The sequence below is a fragment of the Shewanella sp. HN-41 genome (genome assembly GCF_000217915.1).
Classification (GTDB): domain Bacteria; phylum Pseudomonadota; class Gammaproteobacteria; order Enterobacterales; family Shewanellaceae; genus Shewanella.
Window position 1 is genome coordinate 50,191 of record NZ_AFOZ01000016.1, and the last position, 22,439, is coordinate 72,629.

Consider the following 22,439-nt stretch of genomic DNA (forward strand, 5'->3'; position numbering starts at 1 on the left):
TGATATCGAAACATATCTACTTGGCGTTGTAGCAGCATACCGCTGTTGTGCTTTGATGGACATTTATCTATTTACGGCTTTGTTTCCTAAATCGAGTCAGCGAACAAAACTCTCATTATTGTTCAAATATCAAGCTATATAGTGGGTTTCAGGCATACCTAGCCCAGTAACACTGGCTTACAACACACTCCATATCTTAAGCTCGCTCTACGATGGAGCTCATAGACTTCACAACCTAACAATGGCTCAGTTCTATTAAGAACGGCACCAAAACGCACAAAGTAGTCTTCATTAACTTGTTTTGCACTGATAAGTGGAACTTCAATACTGACATCTACCCGACCTTTACGTATCAACGCTGGGTCAAGATTATCAGGATGATTTGTGGTCATTACTACAAGGCAGTCATCAAGAGGAATGATTCCGTCTAACGCGTTTAGAACGCCTCCTAAAGTGAGTGGTGGGTTATCTACATTGCTTTCTGCAGTACGCGATACCGTAGCCTTTACACAGTCACAGTCCTCTATTAACAACATAGCTCCGGGCGGTACTTTTCTAATAGCCTTATGAATAGTGGCATCATTTACAGTCGAAAGATTCAATATGTATAGATCGCGATGATACTCAACAGCTAAGGCTCTCGCTATACCCGTCTTACCCGTACCCGTTTTTCCATGTAACAGTATGGTTAGCTTACTTACAACCGATTTCCCCCTACTTGCGAAGTTATCAACTTCCCCCATCAACTTCTGCTTAAACCCTTCATCTAGCACTAATTCACTAAAACCCGATGATTTCAATGTGCCATAGCGACACCATTCGGTTTCTTCGAAAATATTAACTTTCGGCTCAGTAGAGATGTCTTCACGAGTATCTTCTAAAAAACTATGTAGTTTATCTTTTGCCCACCATGGTGCTCTTACCGTAATAGAATCGTATGCCATCGTACTATCGACCTTAGTACGGGTTGCCAACATAAAACAACCAGCGTATTTAAACAGGTGCATACCGTAGCCGATAGATTTAACACTGACACGCCCGTCGTAATTCACACCATAGTCAAAGTACACAGCCTCAGAGATAGAGCGTGAAAAAAACGGAATGGTAGTATTACTGATCAAAAAGGACAGCTTATTGAATATCTCTGTGCGCGCCTGATGGCTATCGTCTATCGTGAGCCGCACAAACAGCAGGCTACTGAGCCCACTTAACAGCTTCGCGGGGACATCTTTTAGCATGTAGCCTACGAGTCCAATTAACGTTAATGTTAATACTCCAACAATGACAGCCGTCAACAAAGGATCACCATTGGTGAGCGCCTTTATTTGTAGTAATACCTCGTTCATTTACTCACCTTTACTATAAATGCCTAATGGACATAGTCGAGAATACAGCCAACCGAGTCGAGGATACTACCAAGGCATCCTCAGTATGTGCGCTATCGCACGTGGTTAAAGCGACTTGATAAAGGAGCCTGACGAATCTCCAACTTATCACTAACTATTGCCTTAGGCTGCGACAATATTGTAGGACAAACCAAGTGTTTAACATCAAAATAGTATTTAAGTGTTCGCTAAAGTTGGCAGATAAATGTCAGAGATGGCGCCGCTCATCAAAGAGCTGGACGGGGCGGCCCTGCATCCACGAGTTGACTTGAACAATATCCGTGTTTAACTGCCAGTTCGTCATCCATGGCTCTCGTTCATAAGCTTAGAAACCCTAGGTTTCTATTCACCGAGTCGGCGAGTGAATGCCATGGCAAGCCTGTAAACTGCTTGTCAATAAACGTTAATTGATAAGCGGTGTTAGTGGTTTATCACCCTACAAACCAAATATCATTCAGCTAAAGTCTCATCAAGAAAGCCGCCAATGAAGGCGGCTTTTGTGTTTCGACTGTCCCGTAACCTTTGCGTTTTCTTGGTTACTTTACACCATGACTTTCATTCGAGGTGCTAGAGTAAATACACATTTAAGCTGCAGGCGCCGTGGGCGCCGACGACGAGGGCTTGTTCGATATCGGCGGTTTTTGATGGACCCGCGATAAACACCCCGAACTCACCGATATCTAAGGTGAGTTCTTTTGCTGCTTGATGCATGTTCGGCACAATTTTATTACTTGGTAGGGCTAAGATCAGGTTTTCACAGATAAACGGCGTGACTCTGTGACCTACGTTCTTATTGTTCACCCAAATGGCACCGTTTTCGGCAACGCCAATATCCCCTAGGATCACCGCATAATCGATATCTCTAAGTTCGTGGGCTGTGGGTGGTATTTCACGGTTTGCCGTGACACCCTCTACAAGGGAGATGACCTGTAACCCTTGGGCGATAAGTTCATCCACTTTGGCTTGCAGCGTCGCAAGGCCGCCTTCACGGTGCAGCGTACCCGCGACAGTTTTAAGATTGGTTTCAAACTGGCCAACCAGATCTTCCACCCTTGGGGCTACGTCTATGCTTGGCATCGGATGATTGGTTAAAGCCGACAGTTTAAGCGCATTGAGAATTTCAAGTTTACTAGACATCTTATAGGCTCCTGTGTTGCTTAAACCAAGCTTCGAAGCTGGAGTTCGGGGCGACGGGCAGTTCACGGTATTTACCCCATGCACCGCTAAATGGCTTGAGTAGACTGCCAGGTAAAATGCGCAGCGCGGTTCTTGCCATGCTCATTGAACAATTGAGCATAGTCGGGCTTGCCATAAACTTACCGACTAATGGCATATAATTGTTTTTGCCATAGGGGAGTTTTCCTGCTTCGGCCTTAAGGCGTCTGTGGTGGAAAATAATCTTATCGAGTGGCACCTTAGTCGGGCAGATATAAGTACAGCTACCACATAAGGTACAGGCCCAGGCAATCGAGTTAGTGTCATCAATTTGGGCGCCGACGGCGATACCGATTGGCCCAGGAATGGTGTAGTTGTAGCTGTAACCGCCAGAGCGACGATACACAGGACAAGTATTGAGACAGCCACCACAACGGATACACTTCAATGATTCTGCAAGGATTTTATCCTTGAGCATTTCAGTGCGGCCATTATCGACGATAATAATGTGCATCTCACCTTCGGGCTGTGGACCACGGTAAAAGGCGCTATAAGTGGTGACGGGTTGGCCGGTGGCATTGCGCGCCAGTGTGCGCAGTAAAACGGCGGCGCTGTCGACATCGGGCACCACTTTGTCGATCCCCATTGAATGCAACTGCAACTTAGGCAAGTTAGCGCCCATGTCGGCGTTGCCTTCGTTCGTGCAAACCACCACGGCGCCTTTATCGGCAATCGCCATGTTCACGCCTGTCATCGCGGCATCGGCGCTAAGGAACTGTTGACGCAGGTGGGCACGGGCGGCGCGGGTTAAATACAAGGGATCGGATCCCCCCGCTTTAGTGCCGAGTTTCTCATGGAAGAGGTCGCCGACTTCTTCTTTTTTCATATGGATAGCGGGCACCACTATGTGTGATGGCGGCATTTTGGCGAGCTGAATAATTCGCTCACCTAGGTCGGTATCTATGACTTCAATACCATGTTGCTCTAAGTACGGGTTGAGGTGACATTCCTCGGTCAGCATAGACTTAGACTTCACCAGCTTTTTCACTTTGTGGCTGGATAAAATGCCGTGAACGATACGGTTGTGCTCGGCACCATCTCTGGCCCAATGGACTTTAATGCCGTTGGCTAGACAATTTTTTTCAAATGTTTCAAGGTATTGGGCAAGGTTTGTTAGCGTGTGCAGCTTGATTTCAGAGCCAAGCTGACGCAATTGTTCCCATTCGGGCAAGCTTCCTGCGGCGCGGTCGCGTTTTTCCCTCAGTGCCCAGAGTGCCTTTGAATGCCAGTCGACACGGGTTTCGTCGCGGCAAAAAATATCGGCCTTATGGGCATGGACTTGTGAGCCTGTCGCCCCGTAATTATGTTGATAAGCCATGGTCAGTCTCCTAGAGCGCGGCGTTAAGCACTTGCGCTATGTGGCGAATTTCAATCGGCAATTGCTGTCTGCGGATCATGCCATCGAGGTGTAATAGGCATGATGGGTCAAACCCGACCACATATTTAGCCCCTGTGGCGGCGTGGGCTTGTGCCTTATCTTTGCCCATTTTGGCAGAAACGGCACCCTCGTCGACGGCGAACGTACCACCAAAGCCACAACATTCATCACGGCGATCGGGATAAAGGATTTCGATGCCCGCAATGTTGGCTAATACGGCTTCGACTTTGTTGAATCTAGGGCCCATTTGCTCGCTTGGCGTCGCAAGGCTCAACATGCGGATACCATGACAACTGAGTTGTAGGCTGATCTTGTGTGCAAAGGGCTTGGTAAAGGCGGTGATCGGTGCGATATCGTGTAAAAACTCTGTGAGTTCATAGAGCTTATCGATCACCGCTTGGGCTTCTGGGCTGCTATCAAACTCGTGGAAGTTTTCCTTTGCGGCGACTAAGCAAGAGGCGGCGGGACAAACAATGGCGTCGCATTCGACTCCCTTAAAAGCGTTGAGCAATTTAAGGGTGGTACTGCGCGCTGCATCGAAGCAACCCGAGTTGGTCATAGGTTGGCCACAGCAAGTTTGGCCCGCAGGTAGAATCACTTGGTGCCCGAGTTTTTCTAATAATTCCAAGGTGGCGATAGCGACATCTGGCATCATTTGATTAACGAGACACGGGATGAAAAGAGCAATTTTCATGGTGTTTTCTCTTTCTTGTTAGTGAACGACATTGCCTTACATTGTGTCCCCAATGTTCACACAAATGTTAAGGTAGTTGATCAAATATAGGCTTATCTTTACAGAATATGTAGCCCTAATTTAGTAAATGAGCCTATGGATTTTTGCAAAAATGAGAATATTATAACTTATTGTTTTTTAATGTTTTTATTTATTTATTTAAGACTGGATTTAAACGATTTTAATTGTGTTTTGGTTATAAATGAGAATGATGTCTATTAGATATAAAAGCGGGCTAAATTAGCCCCGCTTTTATATTATTTAACGAATGATTAACGGGTGCACTCTTCGAGCAGATACGCTAAGTGACGGTAGGAAATACCGCTGTGTTGCGTCAAACCGACCTCACACATGCGATTGGCGTAATAGCCTTCCTTAATGTCCACAGGGATCAGCTTTTTAATATTACGCAGTGCACTGGCATTGATTTCAGGTTTGTATAAACCTTTTTCACCCGCGTAACCACAGCAGTCAATTCCCGCTGGTTTTAGCACTTGGGCTGAACAGGCATTGGCAATTGCCTGCATCTTAGGCTCGAGTTTCATCTTGCGAGCACTACAGCCTAAGTGAAGAGCCACATTGACTTTTTTGCTGATATTGAGTTTATCGAGCAAGTTGTCGTGCATAAATTCAACGAGGTCGATAATTTGAACTTTAGGATTACCCGTTAATGTTCTGTAGGTGCAGCTTAACGCATCGACCAATACGGGGAGTTTACCGCCATCGGTCATTTTGCTGACCGCGTCGATTAGTTCCTGACGTTTGGCATCGGCATTTTTAAAGTCACCCTTAGATTCCCACATTTGACCGCAGCAGAGATCGCGGGTCTTTTCTGGGGTGATGACGTTATAACCCGCACGCTCAAGCAGGGTGACAACGACTTCGGGTAGGGTACGATTATCGGGATCTTTTGGTGTTGGGCCAAAGGTTCTGCCACCACAGGCTGGGAAGTAGACCACAGTCTCTTGGCCTGCTTTTGCAGGGGAAGGTTTTGGCAGTTTACCGCCCTTAGGGAAATCCGGATTCCAATAGGGCACTTCTTTGGAAATTAAGCGACCGGTTTTCATCAATGCATTGGTAATGCCATCGCCGGTGATCTTATGGATTACCCCAAGCATGTCAAAACCTGAGCTGATCACTTGGTTTACTGCACCAAAGTGTTTGGCTTGGAAATCCAGCACTTTTTGTTCAGTGGTTGTGATATAGGGTGTACGCAGTTTACGCACCAATTGGCCCATGCTGTTATCAACTGGGCAGGCAATAGTACAAAGCTGACAGGCGGCGCAGGTATCGATAACATCATATTTAGCCGCTGCGCGCATTTCGGCGGCTGCAGCTTTATCGCCAGACTGCTCTAGACGTTCGATTTCACGCAGGGTGGCAATACGCTGACGTGGCGAGAAGTTAAGGGCTGAGGTCGGACAGGTTTTTTCGCAGAAGCCACATTCGATACATTTATCGACAAAATCATCGACGACAGGGCAGGGCTTGATGTGCTTAACATGGACATTGCTATCGTCGTTGAGGATAACGCCGGGATTTAAGATACCCTGAGGATCGAATACCTGCTTGATGCTTTTCATCAGAGTATAGGCATCTTGTCCCCATTCTTTTTCAACGAAGGGGGCAACAGCTCGGCCCGTACCATGTTCGGCCTTCATCGAACCGTCGTACTTATTAATCACCATGTCGGCAATGTCATCCATAAAGGCATGAAAGCGATCGATATCGGCTTGGGTGGAGAAGGTCGGCGTAATGATAAAGTGGAAGTTACCCGCTAGGGCATGACCATAGATACAGCCTTCAGGGTAGCCATGCTTATGGAATAGTTCGGTAATATCGTGTGCTGCCGACGCCAGATGCTCAAGTTCAAAGGCCACGTCTTCGATAATGACCGAGGTGCCCTTTGGTCGCGCGCCACCCACAATGGGGAATAATCCCTTACGCATAGCCCAATACTTGTCACACACCGCAGGGTTAGTGCTAAATTCCATTGGGCGAATAAAGTCAAAACCCGCAAGTTTTTGGGTGACATCTTGGGTATAAGCTTCGAGGGTTTGCGCATCATCGGCTCGGGATTCAATCAGCAAAATAGCGGATAATGCAGGTAATTCCGATAACCAATCTGGCATCCCAGGCTTACCCGTTACCGCTTTAATGGATGGCCAGTCGAGGAGTTCCGCTGCAGCAACGCTCTCACCGTTGATCAATGGAATAGCGCGGGCGGCATCTTCCATATTGTGGAAAACAGCCATTGCTGAGGCTTTAAATTTAGCCTCATTGACTGTGTGGTAGGTGATTTCGTTAATAAAGGCGAGAGTTCCTTCCATGCCCACCATTAGATGATTAATGATGTCGAAGGGATCGGTAAAGTCGAGTAACGAGTTGATACCATAGCCAGTGGTATTCTTGATGGAATATTTTTTACGAATACGGTCCGCCAATACAGCATTATGGCGAGTCATGAGTGACAGTTCTTTAATCGCATCAAGAAGTTTGCCGTGGGTTTTGGCAAATTCTGCCTTCGATTTTTCACAGCCAGTATCAAGCTCTGTTCCATCGACAAAAAGCAGTTTTGCTGAGGCAATCGTTTGGTAGCTGTTTTGGGCTGTGCCGCAGCACATGCCTGAAGCATTATTGGCGACAATACCGCCAATTTTAGCCGAGGCTATGGTCGCAGGATCGGGACCTATTTTACGGTTAAGTGGCGCTAATACGGCATTGGCATCGGAACCAATAACTGCTGCACCTAAGGTGATTTGTTTGGCGTCGCTACTGACTTCAATTTTTCTAAAACCATCATGGCCAAGTATGAGGAGTATGCCCTCACCGATAGCTTGGCCCGATAAACTGGTGCCTGCCGCCCTAAAGGTCACGGGCGCATTATGCTTTCGTGCTACCGCTAAGGTCTGCTTAACTTGCTCTAGGGTTTCGGCATGTACTACGACTTCTGGGACGATTCTGAAGTAACTCGCATCGGTGGACCAAGCAAAACGACGGACGGGATCATCCGTTACAGGGTGGTCGCCTAATTGCACTCTTAGATCATCGATGACCAATTTATAGTTAATCGACATTGCACTACTCTCTTTGTAAACGGACTGAAGTCGAAGTCACCGATAGCGACTTCGACTATTAAATTAAATCAATGGATTAGAACCCACCCCATAGGGTTGCAATGGTACCTGCCAGTAGGGCATAAGCGATGGCAACTGGCATAGTCTTACGGATAATTTCTGATTCTCTACCCGCCATACCTACCACAGTTGCAGCGGCGACCACGTTCATTACGCACATCATGTTACCGGCGTTTGCGCCAATCCCTTGTAGTGCCAATACCAGAGTGTGGTTCATGCCGATATTGTCGGCCACGCTGTACTGTAGGCTAGAGAACATCATGTTAGAGAAGGTCGCTGAGCCCGATAGGAAAGCACCAAAGATACCAACGATAGGCGCCATCCATGCCCATACAGCACCCATTGACTGGCCCAACATGTCGGCCAATGCAACTGGCATAGAGGCTAGGCCTGAACCGTTAGCACCCGAATTTAGGAAGATTTTCACCATAGGTACCGAAGCGCCCAGTGAAATAATCGTAGGTAACATTGATTTACATGAAATGCTTATTGATTGCTTAATCGCAGGACTTTTCATTTTGAACAGGAAGAAACCTATAATACACACGGCGACGAAGAACGCTCCCGGTGCATATAAAGTGGCAAAGCTAGCCTTAAGTTCGGTGCCCATTAAACCTGTCCAGCTGATATTGAAGCTAGATAACCAGGCTTTTAACGGCGCCACAGTGCGTGATAGCACCAGCAGGGCAGCCATAATGAAATACGGTGTCCAAGCGGCAATTTGTGAGAATTTGGCCGTGGCTTCAACCTTCACACCCTCTTGATTATCATTTTCGGCAAAATCATTCCAAGGGGTTTTAGGGAGTAAATACCCTTTGCGAGCAACAGGGATAACCAGCGCCATACCGATTAAAGCACCGATAACCGAGGGGAATTCTGGGCCTGCAAGGTAGTTGATGATCCATGCGGGAACGGTAAAGGCAAGACCTGCAAAAATCGCAAATTTCCAAATCGCTAACCCTTCCTTGAAGGATTTATTGCGACCAAAGAATCCCGTCAGCATAGTTACCATCACCAGCGGGATTAATGAACCCGTGATTAAGTCGATAGTGATCATATGCATGACGATATATTGAGCGTAACCAGCATAGTTACCACCGTGTGCAGCAAATTGCTCCGCCGCCATGCTTACGCCACCTTGGATCAGACCCTGTTCCATCCCAAAGAGCACGGGTAAACCGATAGCACCGAAGGACACACACGCTGAGTCGGCAATCAAAGCCACGACAGCTGCGGCAACGGGTGGAACCCCAAGTAATACAAGTAGTGGTGCACCAATTGCTGCGGGAGTACCAAAACCAGCACTACCTTCGATAAAGGCACCGAATAACCAACAGATGATGATCACTTGCACCCGGGCATCGGCGCTGATGTTAGTAAAGCCTGCGCGGATCGTGTCCATGGCACCCGAGTATTTCAGGGTATTGAGTAGGAATACGGCACCAAAAATGATGGTTAATGGTGTGATAGCTGAGAGCAGTCCTTCGAGGACCGATGCAGCCAGCAATGTGGTATCCATTTGCCATATAAACACGGCGGCGAGCGCTGTGATTACCATGGAGATGGGCATAGCCTTAGATGCGGGCATTCTGAGTAACACTAAAAATAGCATTACGCTGAGCACTGGCGTCAAGCTGGCGAGGAGTTGAAGTATTGTCATGCTAGCCTCTTCATAAAGTGGTCTGTCTTTTTATTAAAATATTAGGATTGTGCATCTGCCTTCATGTCGACTTCCCAGACCTCATATCAGCAGTTTTCTCTGAAAATATTAATGGTCACGACATTCTGTGGTGTGTACTAGACGCTATTTGGTGCTCGACTAATATGATCTAGATCATTTTGGCTGCTATATGAAATGCTAATTTACAGTGCTGCGGGGTGCTTCTCTCATGGGAATTTTCTATCTGTGATCGAGATCACTTGATGTAGCTATGGCATATCAATTTCGCTTATATATGTTTCAATAAATCGATATTAAAGTTATTAAAAGTGAACTTTTAGGTGGGATGGGTCCTCAGAAATGCAATTAACTGATCCATTTATTTCATTAATGGGCTCTTGTTGGATTTTTAACACATTTTTAAGGTGTGATTAAGGTCGCATAAGTTAACAGTGGTAATAAATCATAATATTAGCGAATTAATTATTTGATTGATATTTAAGGGTTATTTTTTGATTTTAGTGACTTTTTAAGGGTGATGTAGATCACATATTTAGAGGGCGCTAAATCGGATGTGACTAAGGTCACTTAATGAAATTAAGTTAATTGTGTAATTTAATTTCTGATAATTAAGTGGTTTACATAAAAAAGGGTAAAAAAAGCGCTCGCGATTTTATCAAAGCATGAGTCGATGGGACTGGTATTAGAACAGTTTGCTGCCCCAACCTAATTTGGTGCGTAAAACATGGAAATAATTATGCCCCTTAGGGTGGATAAGCCGTAGTTGTTCCGAGCTACGACGTACGATAATTTCATCGCCAGGTAACACGGATAAATGCACATGGCCGTCACAACTGACTTCGAGGTTTTCTCCATTTTCCGGCGATACGACCATCTTAATGGTGCTGCAGGCATCGACCACGATAGGGCGGCAGGACAAAGTGTGCGGAAACATAGGAACTAAGATAAGCGCTTGTAAATTCGGGGTTAGAATTGCCCCGCCGGCGGAGAGGGCATAGGCTGTCGATCCCGTTGGCGTCGACACTATCATGCCATCTGCACGCTGACTATACATAAATTGGTCGTCAATATAGACTTCAAATTCAATCATATGGGCAATTTTACCCGGATGGAGTACAGCTTCATTGACCGCAGTATTGCTCGCCTTGAGCATGCCGTGGCGATAAACCTCGGCTTCGAGTAAGAACCTGTGCTCGGTTTCAAATTCACCATCAAGCACTTTAGCGAGCGCCTCTTCGAAGGCATCGGGTGGTAAATCTGTTAGAAAGCCTAAATTGCCGCGGTTCACGCCGATCACACCCACATCGAAACGGGCCAATACCCGGGCGGCGCCAAGCATGTTACCGTCACCACCGACCACTATGGCTAAATCACAGCGCGCACCAATCTCTAGCAAATCCACCGCTTCAATATTGGCGCCTAATTCGGTGGCAACTCGCTCTTCGGCTAACACTTCATATCCTTGCATCGTCAGCCAATGGTGCAGACGTTTTAAGGTTTGGTTAGTCCCTTGATGGTGCGGTTTGCCGATAAGGCCAATGGTATGGAACTTTGTGGTCATATTTATGCTAGATCTGGCCTTAGGCCTTGAAACGTCAAAATTGATCCCCATAATATGCCCAGAGTATTTAGAAACAAAGCATTTTTAGCTGGAGTGAAAATGAGCAACGAGTCGATTAAAGCAGAACAGGATCTGATCCAAGAGGGTGTAGAGTCTGAAGTCTCTACCGAAGAAGCGAGTCTGATTGACGAGCTTACCCAAGCCAATTTCCGTATTGAAGAGCTGGAACAGTTACTCGCTGACGCTTTGGCGAAAGTTGATGAGCAGAAGGATTCAGTGATACGCGCCGCAGCCGAGGTGGATAACATTCGTCGTCGTGCCGCTATGGATGTGGAAAAAGCCAATAAGTTTGCACTGGAAAAATTCGCCAATGAATTGCTGCCCGTGTTGGATAACATGGAACGTGCTCTACAGGGCACAAATCCTCAGGATGAAGCGACTAAAGCCATCTATGAGGGAGTTGAGTTAACCCAAAAAGGATTCTTAACTGCCGTGGCTAAATTTGGGATTAAACCTATTGATCCTCAGGGTCAGGCGTTCAATCCTGATCAACATCAAGCGATTGGCATGCAGCCAAGTGCCGAATTCCCGGCTAATACCGTGATGTTAGTGATGCAAAAGGGTTATGAGCTGAATAGCCGCTTGTTACGCCCAGCCATGGTAATGGTGTCACAGGGTGGCCCAAGCCAAGAAAGCGCGACTATTGATATTGAGGCCTAGGCGATATTGCAAGCCTAGGTTTTGCTAACGTAGATGGTATTAAAAAGGACTGCATTTGCAGTCCTTTTTTATGCATTAAATCCCACCACAGTGTAGGGATGGGATTAAAATGATCAGATTATTCCGCTAGATAACCATTGATTTGCGCTAAAATGCCTTCGGCATCGAGCTGTAAATCATGGGTGACTTCTTCCGGTGAGCCGTGTTTAATAAATTCATCGGGTAGACCGATTTGCAGCACGGCTTTCGGCAGCTTCAGTTTTTGTAATAACTCTATCACCCCGGAACCCGCTCCGCCCATAATGGCATTTTCTTCCACTGTGACCAGCACATCGTGGGTCTGGGCCATCTCTTTTACTAGCTCAACATCGAGAGGCTTAACGAAACGCATATCGACCACAGTGGCATCTAAATCCTCGGCCGCCATTAATGTCGCGGCTAAGGTGGTACCAAAGTTCAGAATGGCAATGCGTTTACCGATTCGCTTAATTATTCCTTTACCAATAGGCAGTGCCGTCATCGTCTCGACCTGTGTGGCACCTGTCGCGCTGCCCCTAGGATAGCGAACCGCACTGGGGCCCGCATCGTAGCAATAACCTGTGTACAGCATTTGGCGACATTCATTTTCATCCGACGGCGCCATAATCACCATATTCGGGATACAGCGCATAAAGCTTAAATCAAATGCCCCTTGGTGAGTTGGACCATCTGCGCCGACAATACCACCGCGATCTATTGCAAATAAAACGGGTAATCGTTGCAAGGCAACATCGTGGATCAGTTGATCATAGGCCCGTTGCAGGAAGGTTGAATAAATTGCCACTACGGGTTTATAACCTTCACAGGCAAAACCTGCACCGAGTGTCACGGCATGTTGCTCGGCAATAGCCGCATCGAAATACTGTTTCGGGAATCGCTGGGAAAACTCCACCATTCCCGAACCTTCACGCATCGCAGGGGTAATGCCGAGCACTTTTTCATCTTGTTCGGCAATATCGCACAACCATTTACCAAATATCTGAGAAAAGGTTGGTAACCCTGGCTTAGTGACGGGCTTTTTAAATTGTGAAGGATCAAACTTAGGCACGGCGTGCCAGCCGATGGGGTCCTTCTCAGCAGGCTCATAGCCACGACCTTTTTTGGTCATGATATGCAGAACCTGTGGGCCCTTTAGATTACGCATATTGCGTAGGGTTTCCACTAAGGCATCGACATCGTGGCCATCTATCGGACCTATATAGTTGAAGCCCAATTCTTCGAAGAGAGTGCCTGGTACCACCATACCTTTGAGGTGTTCTTCGGTACGTTTGGCCATTTCTTTGATAACGGGCATACCCTTGAGCACTTTTTTGCCGCCTTCGCGCAGCGTGGTATACAAGCGACCCGACATCAGCTGGGCTAAATGGTTGTTTAAGGCGCCGACATTTTCAGAAATGGACATTTCATTGTCATTCAGTACTACCAGCATATCGTTGTGCAGGTCGCCCGCGTGGTTCATGGCCTCAAATACCATGCCGCCTGTCATAGCACCATCGCCGATCACGGCAACCACTTTACGCCCCGCTTGTTCTTTCTCTGCGGCAACGGCCATCGCCAGTGCGGCACTGATTGACGTCCCTGAATGCCCCACACTGAAGGTGTCGTATTCACTTTCTTCCCGCCAAGGGAAAGGGTGCAAGCCATTCTTCTGCCTGATGGTATGCATTTTATCCCGACGCCCCGTTAAAATTTTATGGGGATAGGCTTGGTGGCCTACATCCCAAATTAAACGATCGAATGGGGTGTTGTAGACATAATGCAAGGCAACGGTCAATTCGACCGTACCTAGGCCAGAGGCAAAATGCCCACTGGACATGCCAACAGACTTAAGAAGGAACTCCCGTAATTCATCGGCTACCTGTGGTAATAGGGCCTGAGGAAGTTGGCGGAGTTCATTGGGAGTATTGGCCTGCGCCAATACGGGAAACTGAGAAATGTCCAAACTCATAGCGAGATACTTCGTCTCTTATTATATTCTTCGCTCAATGATATAGCGGGCGAAGTCTGCAATTAACTGGCTATTGTATGGCAATTTAGCCAGCGCTGATAGTGCCTCTTGGATCAGTTGCGCTGCGGTGTCTTTGGCACCTTGTAGTCCAAGCAGTTGCGGAAAAGTACTCTTATTCGATTCTGCGTCCGAGCCCTGGGGCTTGCCGAGTTCTTCCGTGGTGGCAATGATGTCCAGAATATCGTCTTGCACTTGGAAGGCAAGCCCTACCGCATGGGCAAATTCCATCATAGCCTGATATTCATCTTTAGGCGCATTGGCGGCAATTAAGGCTAACTCAACGGCACAGCTGATAAGCGCGCCCGTTTTCATATTGTGTAGTTGAGTTAAGGCATTAAGATCAATTTTTTTATCGGTTGAGGCTAAGTCTATCGCTTGGCCGCCACACATACCACGATAGCCCGAGGCTTTTGCCAGTGTCCGGACCATAGCGATATGTTGCTCGCTGCTGATGCCTGGAACTACTTCGGTAACAATTTCAAAGGCTAAGGTCTGTAATGCATCCCCGGCAAGAATAGCTGTAGCTTCATCGAAGGCGATATGCACTGTGGGTTGACCACGGCGAAGCGCATCATCATCCATGGCGGGTAAATCGTCATGGATTAAGGAATAGGCATGGATGCACTCAATGGCGGCGGCGCAGGCATCTAACTTTTCAAGCGCGACCCCAAACATCTGTCCAACACTGTAAACAAGAAATGGGCGAATCCGTTTACCGCCAAGGAGTGCGCCATGGATCATGGCCGCCTTTAATTGGGGGGCTGTATCTTCAAGTGTACTAAAACGCTGTTTTAATTGGTTATCAACCCGTTGTTGATATGTTTGTATGGCACTGACTAACACGCTTATTCACCCTCAACGGCATAGGGAGACAGGGGCGCATTTTCATCTGGCTTCAGTAAAATGGCCACTTTTTGTTGGGCTTGTTCGAGCTTAGCTTGGCTATTACGCACGAGATTAATGCCGCGTTCAAATTGTTTTAACGCGTCATCGAGGGAGACGTCGCCCTGTTCTAACTCGGCCACAATGCGCTCGAGTTCAGCTAGGGATTCTTCAAAACTAAGGTTTTCGGGTTTCTTCGCCACGTTAATAATTCCTTTGAAAGAGCGGACACAAGGTATATCAGGGCGGCGCAAGGGTCAAATTCAGACGGCGGATATTTGCTCAATAGCACGCTTTGTTGCTGAATTTTTTTCAGAAAATATAAATAGTCGCTAAACTTGCTTAGTGCTTGTCCGATAACTGACAATAGGAACACCGCGTTTAAGATGATTTTTTTGCATAACGAATAAGGCTCACGTAAATACCAGAGTGTTATATTGGCGCAAATAACACGAGTGTAATTTTACTCATAGAGTCAGTATGATGTTGTTTATACCAAATATTGAGGAGCCGTTGTGGATTTAGCTACATTAATAGGGTTAGTGGGAGCCTTTGGTTTTATCCTTTGGGCGATGGCGACCAGCGGCGGTTTGATGATTTTCATTGACGTGCCTTCGATTTTTATCGTATTTGGTGGTTCTTTCTTCGTCGTGATGATGAAGTTCAATCTCAAACAGTTTTTCGGTGCGGTCAAAATCGCGATGAAAGCCTTTATGTTTAAGATTGATAAGCCTGATGATCTTATCGAACAATCCGTGACTATGGCCGATGCCGCCCGAAAGGGTGGTTTTCTCGCGCTAGAAGAAGCGCAAATTACCAATAGTTTTATGCAAAAAGCCGTCGATATGCTGGTTGATGGCCATGACGGCGAAGTGGTGCGCGCCGCCCTCGAAAAAGACATCGCCTTAACGGAAGAACGTCATCGTAATGGTATTGCCATTTTTAGAGCTTTTGGGGACGTAGGCCCTGCGATGGGGATGATAGGCACACTCGTCGGTCTAGTGGCTATGCTATCGAATATGTCTGATCCTAAATCCATTGGTCCTTCGATGGCGGTGGCGTTGTTAACCACGCTATATGGTGCAGTGGTTGCTAACATGGTGTGTATTCCCATCGCCGATAAACTCACCCTCCGCATGGGCGAAGAAATGCTGAACCGCAACTTGATCATGGATGCGGTGTTGGCTATTCAAGACGGCCAAAACCCACGGGTGATTGAAGGGTTCCTGAAAAACTACCTGGCTGAAAAACAGCGGAAAGTCGATACAACGGACGGAGAGTAGCCGATGGCTAAGGCTAAGTGCAATTGTCCACCGCCGGGAGCCCCGCTCTGGTTGGCAACATTTGCCGACTTAATGTCGCTGTTAATGTGTTTTTTCGTGCTGCTGCTATCGTTTTCTGAAATGGACGTGATGAAGTTTAAGCAGATCGCAGGCTCGATGAAATATGCCTTTGGGGTGCAGAATAAGGTTGAAGTGAAAGATATTCCTAAGGGGACGTCGGTAATTGCACTGGAGTTTAGGCCCGGCCGTCCCGATCCCACCCCGATTGAAATTATCAACCAACAAACCAATGAAATGACCGAGCCTGTCCTAGATTACCAAGCGGGTGAAGACGAAAGCGCCGGTGGTGTACAGCAACAAAGTGGCTCCCAAAGGGGGGGCGAGGCGAGTGCGACGGCCCAGGAAACCGCCGATGCTGTGAAAGCCGAAGCCGCCGCTGCCCAGGATAAGATCAATCAGCAAGTGAAAAAAATGGCCCAGGAGCTGAATAAAGAGATCACCGATGGTGCGATTGAGATTGAGTCTTTAGGTCAACAGATTATTATCCGGATCCGTGAGAAAGGCTCATTTGCCTCAGGCTCTGGTTTCCTTCAGCCCAAATTTAAGCCTGTGGTTCATGCTGTGGGTGAGTTGTTAAAAGATGTGCCAGGGATCATTACCGTATCGGGTTACACCGATGATATGCAGATAAGCGATGAGCTCTATAGCTCTAATTGGGATCTCTCTAGCAAGCGTGCCGTTGCCGTTGCCACTGTTTTATTGCAGGTCAACGGTTTTGATTCTAAGCGGATGAAAGTGGTAGGTATGGCATCTAACAATCCCATAGTGCCAAATAATTCACCGGAAAATCGGGCCCGTAACCGCAGAGTGGAAATTGCTATCGAACAAGGTAAGGCGAAAGAATCACAAGAAATTCAGATAGATAAATAGAATTCATTACGCCAACATCAAGCCGTGATACTTTCACGGCTTTTTTATAGTCCTCCGCCTATTCGTTTTCATCTGTGCATAAACGCACAGCCTAAGCAGCTTGAGAGTGGAAACAGGTGCGTCAATTGCGGTGAGTTTGTTATAATCCCCCGATTATTCTTTTAACCAATTTTGCTGTATTCAAAATTGCCCGCGGAAATCCCATGAAGTTTATTGTAAAGCTATACCCAGAAATCATGATGAAGAGCAAGCCTGTGCGGATGCGCTTCACCAAAATGCTCGAAACCAACATCCGTAATGTACTCAAAAAAGTTGACGAAGATGCTAAGGTGCAGCGTCAATGGGACCGTATTATGGTGATGGTGCCTAAGGATAAACCTGAATTAGCACAGGCCTTTGGCGAGCGCTTGGCATGTATCCCTGGTATTGCCCATGTCGTTCAGGTTGATGAGTATAGCTTTACCTCTGTGGATGATATTTATCAACAAGTGCTGCCCGTTTACCGTGACCAAATTGCCGGTAAAACCTTTTGTGTACGGGTGAAGCGCACCGGTGACCATGATTTTAACTCCATCGAAGTTGAACGCTATGTGGGCGGCGGTTTAAATCAATTTACCGATGCATTGGGCGTACGTTTAAAAAATCCTGAAGTGACGGTCAATCTTGAGATTGAGCGCGATAAACTTTACATGGTGACTAAACGCATCGAGGGTTTAGGTGGCTTCCCGATGGCAACCCAAGAAGATGTGTTGTCGTTGATTTCCGGCGGTTTTGACTCGGGCGTTTCCAGCTATCAATTTATTAAGAAGGGTGCTCGCACCCATTATTGTTTCTTTAATTTAGGCGGCGCGCAGCACGAAATTGGCGTAAAACAGGTGGCGTACCATTTGTGGAAAACCTACGGCGAATCCCACAAGGTGAAGTTTATTTCTGTGCCCTTCGAGCCCGTAGTCGCCGAGATTTTAGAGAAAATCGACAACGGCCAAATGGGGGTTGTGCTTAAACGTATGATGATGCGCACCGCGGCGCGCATCGCCGATCGTATGGGCATCCAAGCTTTAGTCACGGGCGAAAGCTTAGGCCAAGTATCGAGCCAAACGCTGACTAACTTGAACGTGATTGACCGTTGTACTGAGCTGCTGATTTTACGTCCGTTGATTGCGATGGATAAGCAAGACATTATCAATGAGAGCCGTAAAATTGGCACCGAAGATTTTGCTAAGTCTATGCCGGAATACTGCGGCGTTATTTCCCAGAAGCCGACAGTGAAGGCTGTGCTGGGGAAGGTTGAAGCCGAAGAGAAGAAATTTTCGGAAGATCTGATTGATCAAATTGTTGCGCAGGCTGTCGTTATCGATATTAGGGAGATTGCAGAGCAAATGGATACTCGGATAACAGAAACGGAAACCGTGGTCGCTATCGATACCAATGAGATTGTGATTGATATACGTGCTCCAGAGGAAGAAGAAAACAAACCACTTCAAATTGAAGGGGTTGAGATTAAACGTATTCCATTCTTCAAGTTAGCAACTCAGTTTGCGGATCTCGACAAACAAAAAACCTACTTGTTGTATTGCGAGCGAGGTGTAATGAGCAAGCTGCAGGCACTGTATTTAATCGAACAGGGATACACTAACGTCAAAGTGTACCGTCCATAGATAAAGGCTTCCAATCGCTTTGTTGGTCAGCGTCTTGGGTGAACATAAAAATGAAAAGCCGCAAATATTTGCGGCTTTTTCGTCAAACATACCCAGCTATTTTTCGATAGGGCTGGCGTTAGGATTATTGCTCTACTTTTACAACTTGCTGGCTTGGCGCTTTGCCCTCATCAGCAATCAGCATTGTGGGAGCTTGTAACTCTTCCTGCTGTATCTTATCCATGGCTGCGGTTAAGTCGGCATTGATACTTGCCTGTAAGTCAGTTGTATCTATGACGATGTCGTCAACCAGTACATTGGCACTGACATTAACACTGAGTGCTGAGACTAATACTAACGCAAATGCAGATTTTAAATTGAACATAGTCGCCTCCGGGCTGACAAAATAACACTGTCAGACATTCCCATCATCGTTGTCGAGATTGTCCAACCTAGGTGTTTCATTGGCGCAAAATTTAACCAAAAACGCTGGCCTTTACAAACGATTAAATGTAACAATACGGATTAGAAAAACTAATTAAAAATTGAGATAGAGATCACTATGTCAAGACGATTACCACCACTTAATGCGGTTAAAGCATTTGAAGCCGCCGCACGGCACTTGAGTTTTACTCGCGCAGCTGAAGAACTGTTTGTTACTCAGGCTGCGGTGAGCCATCAAATTAAGGCGCTGGAAGACTTTCTCGGATTAAAATTATTTCGCCGAAAAAACCGTTCTTTGCTGTTGACCGAGGAGGGGCAGAGTTATTTTCTCGATATTAAAGATATCTTCACCCAATTGGCCGACGCCACCGACAGACTTTTAGCCCGCAGTGCTATTGGTTCGCTGACGGTGAGCATGTCTCCGAGTTTTGCTATCCAGTGGTTGGTGCCACGTTTGGCCAAGTTTAGTGAAAAAAATCCCGATATTGACGTGCGGATTAAAGCCGTCGATACCGAGGCCAGTTCTTTGACCGATGATGTGGATGTGGCGATTTACTACGGTTTAGGTAATTGGCCTGGATTACGGGCCGATAAGCTGCGTAATGAAGTGCTTATCCCAGTATGTTCGCCTATGTTGCTCAATGGTTCTAAGCCGCTGTCGAAACCGAGCGATTTAAAATATCACACCCTGCTGCACGATATGAGTCGCCACGACTGGCAGGCATGGTTTAGGCAATGTGGCATTAACGATATCAATGTGAACCAAGGGCCGATTTTCAGTCACTCATCCCTAGTGTTACAGGCTGCGGCACATGGGCAAGGGGTTGCGTTAGGATACAGCGTGCTCGCTCGCCCCGATATCAAAGCGGGGCGGCTTGTGTGCCCATTCCAAGAAGTGTTGGTCAGTAAAGATGCTTACTACTTGGTTTGCCAGCAGAATCACGCTGAACTTGGCAAGGTCGTCGCATTTCGTGAATGGATGTTAGATATGTTTGCCGAGGAGTCCCGTAGTGAGTTATTGCCAGGATAACCCCGCATATCTGGTTGAAGGTGCACCCAGTGACACATTGATTTTATTTGCCCATGGGGCCGGGGCCAACCGGGATGCTGAATTTATGCGCTCGATGGCGTCCGGATTGGTGGCCAAGGGCTTTAAAGTGATGCGCTTTAATTTCCCCTATATGCAGGCCAATGCGGCCGATGGCAAGAAGCGTCCTCCCGATAGGGCGCCCAAACTGCTCGCTTGCTTTACAGAAATGCTCGATGTGGCGCATGCAGAGCCACAGGTAAAACGCGTAGTATTGATGGGCAAATCCATGGGTGGTCGTATGGCGGCTATCCTTGCCTGCGACACTCAGCTTGCCAGTCGGATCGACAGGGTGATTTGTTTAGGTTATCCCTTTATTCCCCTTAACGGCGGCGAGCCGAGATTAGCACCGCTAAATGACTGCCAAGTCCCAGTGCTAGTGTTACAGGGAGAGCGGGATAAGTTTGGGAATAAAACCCAAATATCCACTTGGCCACTGAACGGCACTATCCAATTCGGTTGGTTACCCGACGGGGATCATAGTTTTGTCCCAAGAAAGTCGTCTGGCACAACTGAAATGGCTAATCTAGCCCTTGCTATTGATTTATCAGTTAAATTTATTATTGAGCGTTGAGCCCATTCCATTTGGAGATTGAAATGCGTAAAGGACTGTTATTACTCGCCGCACTTAGCGGATTTTTAGCCGTGGCTTTAGGCGCGTTTGGTGCCCACGGTTTAAAGGCGGTGGCGCCACCCGAGTTGATCCAAGTGTTTAACTTAGGTGTGCAATATCATTTTTATCATACCTTTGCCTTAATTATGGTTGCCTTCTCGGGCCAATGGTTAACCTCCCGTTTACTCGATTGGGCGGCATATCTGTTTATTGCAGGAATAGTGTTGTTTTCAGGCTCTTTATACGGGCTGGCATTGTTTGGTACTAAGTGGCTTGGCCCTATCACGCCCATGGGGGGAGGGTGTTTTTTACTCGGGTGGTTATTATTTGCCGCCGCGGTATGGCGCCACAAAGTGATAGACGGTAACGAATCTTAAGCTCAAAGCTGAATGTGAGCAGCTAGGCTTAGGGCGCCCCTAAGCCTTTTTTATTGCTCAAATCGCACTTAGTGTTTGCGTGTCGGCAAATAGGGCATTTGTGGATTGAAATTGGTATACTGGCGCCCAAATCGATAGTCAGCCAGTGCTTTGGCTTGGATTTCTTAGGGATCCCCATGAAAAACCTATTTTTATTTTGCCGCGCCGGCTTTGAAAAAGAATGCGCAGCAGAAATTCAACAGCGAGCCGGTGAGCTCAATGTCGGTGGCTTCGTTAAGGCCAATAATAACGACGCCTATGTGGTGTACCAATGTTTTGAAGATGACGCCGCAGATACGTTAGTAAAACAACTGCCTTTAGATTCGCTCATTTTCGCTCGCCAAATGTTTGCATCGAGTGAGTTGCTCGCCGATTTGCCCGAAAATGACCGTATCAGTCCGATAGTTGAAGCTCTGCGCGAAGTCAGCAAGGCGGGTGAAGTGCGGGTTGAAACGCCTGACACTAACGAAGCGAAGGAGTTGTCGGCTTTTTGCCGTAAGTTCACTGTGCCTTTACGCCAGCATTTAAAAAAATCCGGCAGTTTATTGGCCCAAGAAAACCCAAAACGTCCGATTATCCACGTGTGTTTTGTCGGGCCCGGTCGCGCCTATGTGGGTTATTCCTACAGCAATAACAGTTCACCCCATTTTATGGGCATTCCACGTCTTAAAATGGCGGCGGATGCGCCGAGTCGTTCTAGTCTGAAACTCGATGAAGCCTTTGGCCAGTTTGTCCCTAAGGAAGAACAGGAAGAGCGTATTCGCAGTGGCATGAATGCCGTGGACTTAGGCGCTTGCCCCGGTGGCTGGACCTATCAACTGGTGCGCCGCGGCATGTTTGTCTCGGCTGTCGATAATGGTCCCATGGATGAAAAACTGATGGAGACGGGCCAAGTAAAACATTACCGTGAAGACGGTTTTCGTTTCGAGCCCCAGCGCAAGAATATCTATTGGTTAGTGTGTGACATGGTTGAAAAGCCTGCGCGTGTGGCCGAGCTTATCGAGGCTTGGGCCATTAATGGCTGGTTTAAGGAAGCGATTTTTAACCTTAAATTACCGATGAAGAGCCGTTATAAAGAAGTCACGGCGATCCTTGAGACAATGCAGACCATCTTAAGGGAAAACGGGATCGCTGAGTTTAAGGTGCAGTGTAAACACCTCTACCATGACCGAGATGAGGTCACAGTGCATTTATGGCTGCGCCCTAATACGGCTTGGAATTGATCCTGATTGTAATATAAGATAATGATCATTCAGCAAAAAGCCCCGAATATTCTTCGGGGCTTTTTAT

Annotated in this window: 19 protein-coding genes; 8 read left to right on the forward strand and 11 right to left on the reverse strand. The window is 47.1% G+C overall.

Annotated features, from left to right (window positions below; translation table 11 throughout):
* Nucleotides 1–158 precede the first annotated feature (158 nt).
* The 7 genes from SOHN41_RS05860 to nadK form a co-directional block, all read right to left on the reverse strand.
* Nucleotides 159–1,346, reverse strand: coding sequence for an AAA family ATPase (locus SOHN41_RS05860; protein ID WP_007646568.1), 1,188 nt, complete (start codon nucleotides 1,344–1,346; stop codon nucleotides 159–161).
* A gap of 606 nt (nucleotides 1,347–1,952) precedes the next feature.
* Nucleotides 1,953–2,522 (reverse strand): LutC/YkgG family protein, encoded by a 570-nt coding sequence (locus SOHN41_RS05865; protein WP_007646570.1) that lies wholly within the window; start codon nucleotides 2,520–2,522, stop codon nucleotides 1,953–1,955.
* A gap of 1 nt (nucleotide 2,523) precedes the next feature.
* On the reverse strand, nucleotides 2,524–3,918 hold the full coding sequence (locus SOHN41_RS05870; RefSeq protein ID WP_007646572.1) for a lactate utilization protein B: 1,395 nt from the start codon (nucleotides 3,916–3,918) through the stop codon (nucleotides 2,524–2,526).
* A gap of 10 nt (nucleotides 3,919–3,928) precedes the next feature.
* Entirely contained in the window at nucleotides 3,929–4,672 is a 744-nt protein-coding gene (locus SOHN41_RS05875) for a (Fe-S)-binding protein (RefSeq protein ID WP_007646574.1), read from the reverse strand.
* Between the two features lie 311 nt (nucleotides 4,673–4,983).
* The gene (locus SOHN41_RS05880; RefSeq protein ID WP_007646575.1) at nucleotides 4,984–7,788 is read right to left on the reverse strand and encodes an FAD-binding and (Fe-S)-binding domain-containing protein; all 2,805 of its coding nucleotides are present in this window, start codon (nucleotides 7,786–7,788) and stop codon (nucleotides 4,984–4,986) included.
* Nucleotides 7,789–7,864: 76 nt separating this feature from the next.
* Complete coding sequence (locus SOHN41_RS05885; RefSeq protein ID WP_007646576.1) at nucleotides 7,865–9,508, reverse strand: L-lactate permease; 1,644 nt, start codon at nucleotides 9,506–9,508, stop codon at nucleotides 7,865–7,867.
* Between the two features lie 703 nt (nucleotides 9,509–10,211).
* A complete protein-coding gene (gene nadK / locus SOHN41_RS05890) occupies nucleotides 10,212–11,090 on the reverse strand; it encodes an NAD(+) kinase (RefSeq protein WP_083820746.1) in 879 nt (292 codons plus the stop codon).
* A 99-nt stretch (nucleotides 11,091–11,189) separates the two neighbouring features.
* On the opposite strand from nadK, the gene grpE reads away from it, so the two are divergent.
* A complete protein-coding gene (grpE, locus tag SOHN41_RS05895; RefSeq protein ID WP_007646578.1) occupies nucleotides 11,190–11,810 on the forward strand; it encodes a nucleotide exchange factor GrpE in 621 nt (206 codons plus the stop codon).
* Nucleotides 11,811–11,928: 118 nt separating this feature from the next.
* On the opposite strand, the gene dxs is transcribed toward grpE, so the two are convergent.
* From dxs to xseB, 3 genes are read right to left on the reverse strand one after another with little or no spacing between them, the layout of a single operon-like run.
* Nucleotides 11,929–13,797 carry a 1-deoxy-D-xylulose-5-phosphate synthase gene (dxs, locus tag SOHN41_RS05900; protein ID WP_007646579.1) on the reverse strand — a complete coding sequence of 623 codons (1,869 nt, stop codon included), beginning with the start codon at nucleotides 13,795–13,797 and terminating at the stop codon, nucleotides 11,929–11,931.
* 21 nt (nucleotides 13,798–13,818) lie between these two features.
* The gene (gene ispA / locus SOHN41_RS05905; RefSeq protein ID WP_007646580.1) at nucleotides 13,819–14,700 is read right to left on the reverse strand and encodes a (2E,6E)-farnesyl diphosphate synthase; all 882 of its coding nucleotides are present in this window, start codon (nucleotides 14,698–14,700) and stop codon (nucleotides 13,819–13,821) included.
* A gap of 2 nt (nucleotides 14,701–14,702) precedes the next feature.
* Nucleotides 14,703–14,942 (reverse strand): exodeoxyribonuclease VII small subunit, encoded by a 240-nt coding sequence (gene xseB / locus SOHN41_RS05910; RefSeq protein ID WP_007646581.1) that lies wholly within the window; start codon nucleotides 14,940–14,942, stop codon nucleotides 14,703–14,705.
* A gap of 312 nt (nucleotides 14,943–15,254) precedes the next feature.
* On the opposite strand from xseB, the gene pomA reads away from it, so the two are divergent.
* The 3 genes from pomA to thiI all read left to right on the forward strand — a co-directional run bounded on the left by pomA (nucleotide 15,255) and on the right by thiI (nucleotide 18,610).
* Nucleotides 15,255–16,022, forward strand: a complete 768-nt coding sequence (pomA, locus tag SOHN41_RS05915; protein WP_007646582.1) for a flagellar motor protein PomA — start codon at nucleotides 15,255–15,257, stop codon at nucleotides 16,020–16,022.
* A gap of 3 nt (nucleotides 16,023–16,025) precedes the next feature.
* Entirely contained in the window at nucleotides 16,026–16,952 is a 927-nt protein-coding gene (locus SOHN41_RS05920; protein ID WP_007646583.1) for a flagellar motor protein MotB, read from the forward strand.
* Between the two features lie 203 nt (nucleotides 16,953–17,155).
* Nucleotides 17,156–18,610: a tRNA uracil 4-sulfurtransferase ThiI gene (gene thiI, locus SOHN41_RS05925; RefSeq protein ID WP_007646584.1), complete on the forward strand. Its 1,455-nt coding sequence runs from the start codon at nucleotides 17,156–17,158 to the stop codon at nucleotides 18,608–18,610.
* A 124-nt stretch (nucleotides 18,611–18,734) separates the two neighbouring features.
* On the opposite strand, the gene SOHN41_RS05930 is transcribed toward thiI, so the two are convergent.
* Nucleotides 18,735–18,974, reverse strand: a complete 240-nt coding sequence (locus SOHN41_RS05930; protein ID WP_007646586.1) for a hypothetical protein — start codon at nucleotides 18,972–18,974, stop codon at nucleotides 18,735–18,737.
* A gap of 177 nt (nucleotides 18,975–19,151) precedes the next feature.
* Here SOHN41_RS05930 and SOHN41_RS05935 point away from each other — a divergent pair, with 177 nt between their 5' ends.
* From SOHN41_RS05935 to rlmM, 4 genes are all read left to right on the forward strand, one after another.
* Nucleotides 19,152–20,063 carry a transcriptional regulator GcvA gene (locus SOHN41_RS05935; RefSeq protein WP_007646587.1) on the forward strand — a complete coding sequence of 304 codons (912 nt, stop codon included), beginning with the start codon at nucleotides 19,152–19,154 and terminating at the stop codon, nucleotides 20,061–20,063.
* Nucleotides 20,044–20,694, forward strand: a complete 651-nt coding sequence (locus SOHN41_RS05940; protein WP_007646588.1) for an alpha/beta fold hydrolase — start codon at nucleotides 20,044–20,046, stop codon at nucleotides 20,692–20,694. The genes SOHN41_RS05935 and SOHN41_RS05940 overlap by 20 nt, the downstream gene beginning before the upstream one ends.
* Before the next feature lie 23 nt (nucleotides 20,695–20,717).
* Complete coding sequence (locus tag SOHN41_RS05945; RefSeq protein WP_007646589.1) at nucleotides 20,718–21,110, forward strand: DUF423 domain-containing protein; 393 nt, start codon at nucleotides 20,718–20,720, stop codon at nucleotides 21,108–21,110.
* Nucleotides 21,111–21,286: 176 nt separating this feature from the next.
* Entirely contained in the window at nucleotides 21,287–22,372 is a 1,086-nt protein-coding gene (gene rlmM, locus SOHN41_RS05950) for a 23S rRNA (cytidine(2498)-2'-O)-methyltransferase RlmM (RefSeq protein WP_007646590.1), read from the forward strand.
* Nucleotides 22,373–22,439: the final 67 nt, after the last annotated feature.

What these genes read in the sequence shown, in the direction of transcription:
- SOHN41_RS05860 (WP_007646568.1), bottom strand. Translation starts at nt 1,346, where the DNA reads ATGAACGAGGTATTACTACAAATAAAGGCGCTCACCAATGGTGATCCT.
- SOHN41_RS05865 (WP_007646570.1), bottom strand. Translation starts at nt 2,522, where the DNA reads ATGTCTAGTAAACTTGAAATTCTCAATGCGCTTAAACTGTCGGCTTTA.
- SOHN41_RS05870 (WP_007646572.1), bottom strand. Translation starts at nt 3,918, where the DNA reads ATGGCTTATCAACATAATTACGGGGCGACAGGCTCACAAGTCCATGCC.
- SOHN41_RS05875 (WP_007646574.1), bottom strand. Translation starts at nt 4,672, where the DNA reads ATGAAAATTGCTCTTTTCATCCCGTGTCTCGTTAATCAAATGATGCCA.
- SOHN41_RS05880 (WP_007646575.1), bottom strand. Translation starts at nt 7,788, where the DNA reads ATGTCGATTAACTATAAATTGGTCATCGATGATCTAAGAGTGCAATTA.
- SOHN41_RS05885 (WP_007646576.1), bottom strand. Translation starts at nt 9,508, where the DNA reads ATGACAATACTTCAACTCCTCGCCAGCTTGACGCCAGTGCTCAGCGTA.
- nadK (WP_083820746.1), bottom strand. Translation starts at nt 11,090, where the DNA reads ATGACCACAAAGTTCCATACCATTGGCCTTATCGGCAAACCGCACCAT.
- grpE (WP_007646578.1), top strand. Translation starts at nt 11,190, where the DNA reads ATGAGCAACGAGTCGATTAAAGCAGAACAGGATCTGATCCAAGAGGGT.
- dxs (WP_007646579.1), bottom strand. Translation starts at nt 13,797, where the DNA reads ATGAGTTTGGACATTTCTCAGTTTCCCGTATTGGCGCAGGCCAATACT.
- SOHN41_RS05920 (WP_007646583.1), top strand. Translation starts at nt 16,026, where the DNA reads ATGGCTAAGGCTAAGTGCAATTGTCCACCGCCGGGAGCCCCGCTCTGG.
- thiI (WP_007646584.1), top strand. Translation starts at nt 17,156, where the DNA reads ATGAAGTTTATTGTAAAGCTATACCCAGAAATCATGATGAAGAGCAAG.
- SOHN41_RS05930 (WP_007646586.1), bottom strand. Translation starts at nt 18,974, where the DNA reads ATGTTCAATTTAAAATCTGCATTTGCGTTAGTATTAGTCTCAGCACTC.
- SOHN41_RS05935 (WP_007646587.1), top strand. Translation starts at nt 19,152, where the DNA reads ATGTCAAGACGATTACCACCACTTAATGCGGTTAAAGCATTTGAAGCC.
- SOHN41_RS05945 (WP_007646589.1), top strand. Translation starts at nt 20,718, where the DNA reads ATGCGTAAAGGACTGTTATTACTCGCCGCACTTAGCGGATTTTTAGCC.
- rlmM (WP_007646590.1), top strand. Translation starts at nt 21,287, where the DNA reads ATGAAAAACCTATTTTTATTTTGCCGCGCCGGCTTTGAAAAAGAATGC.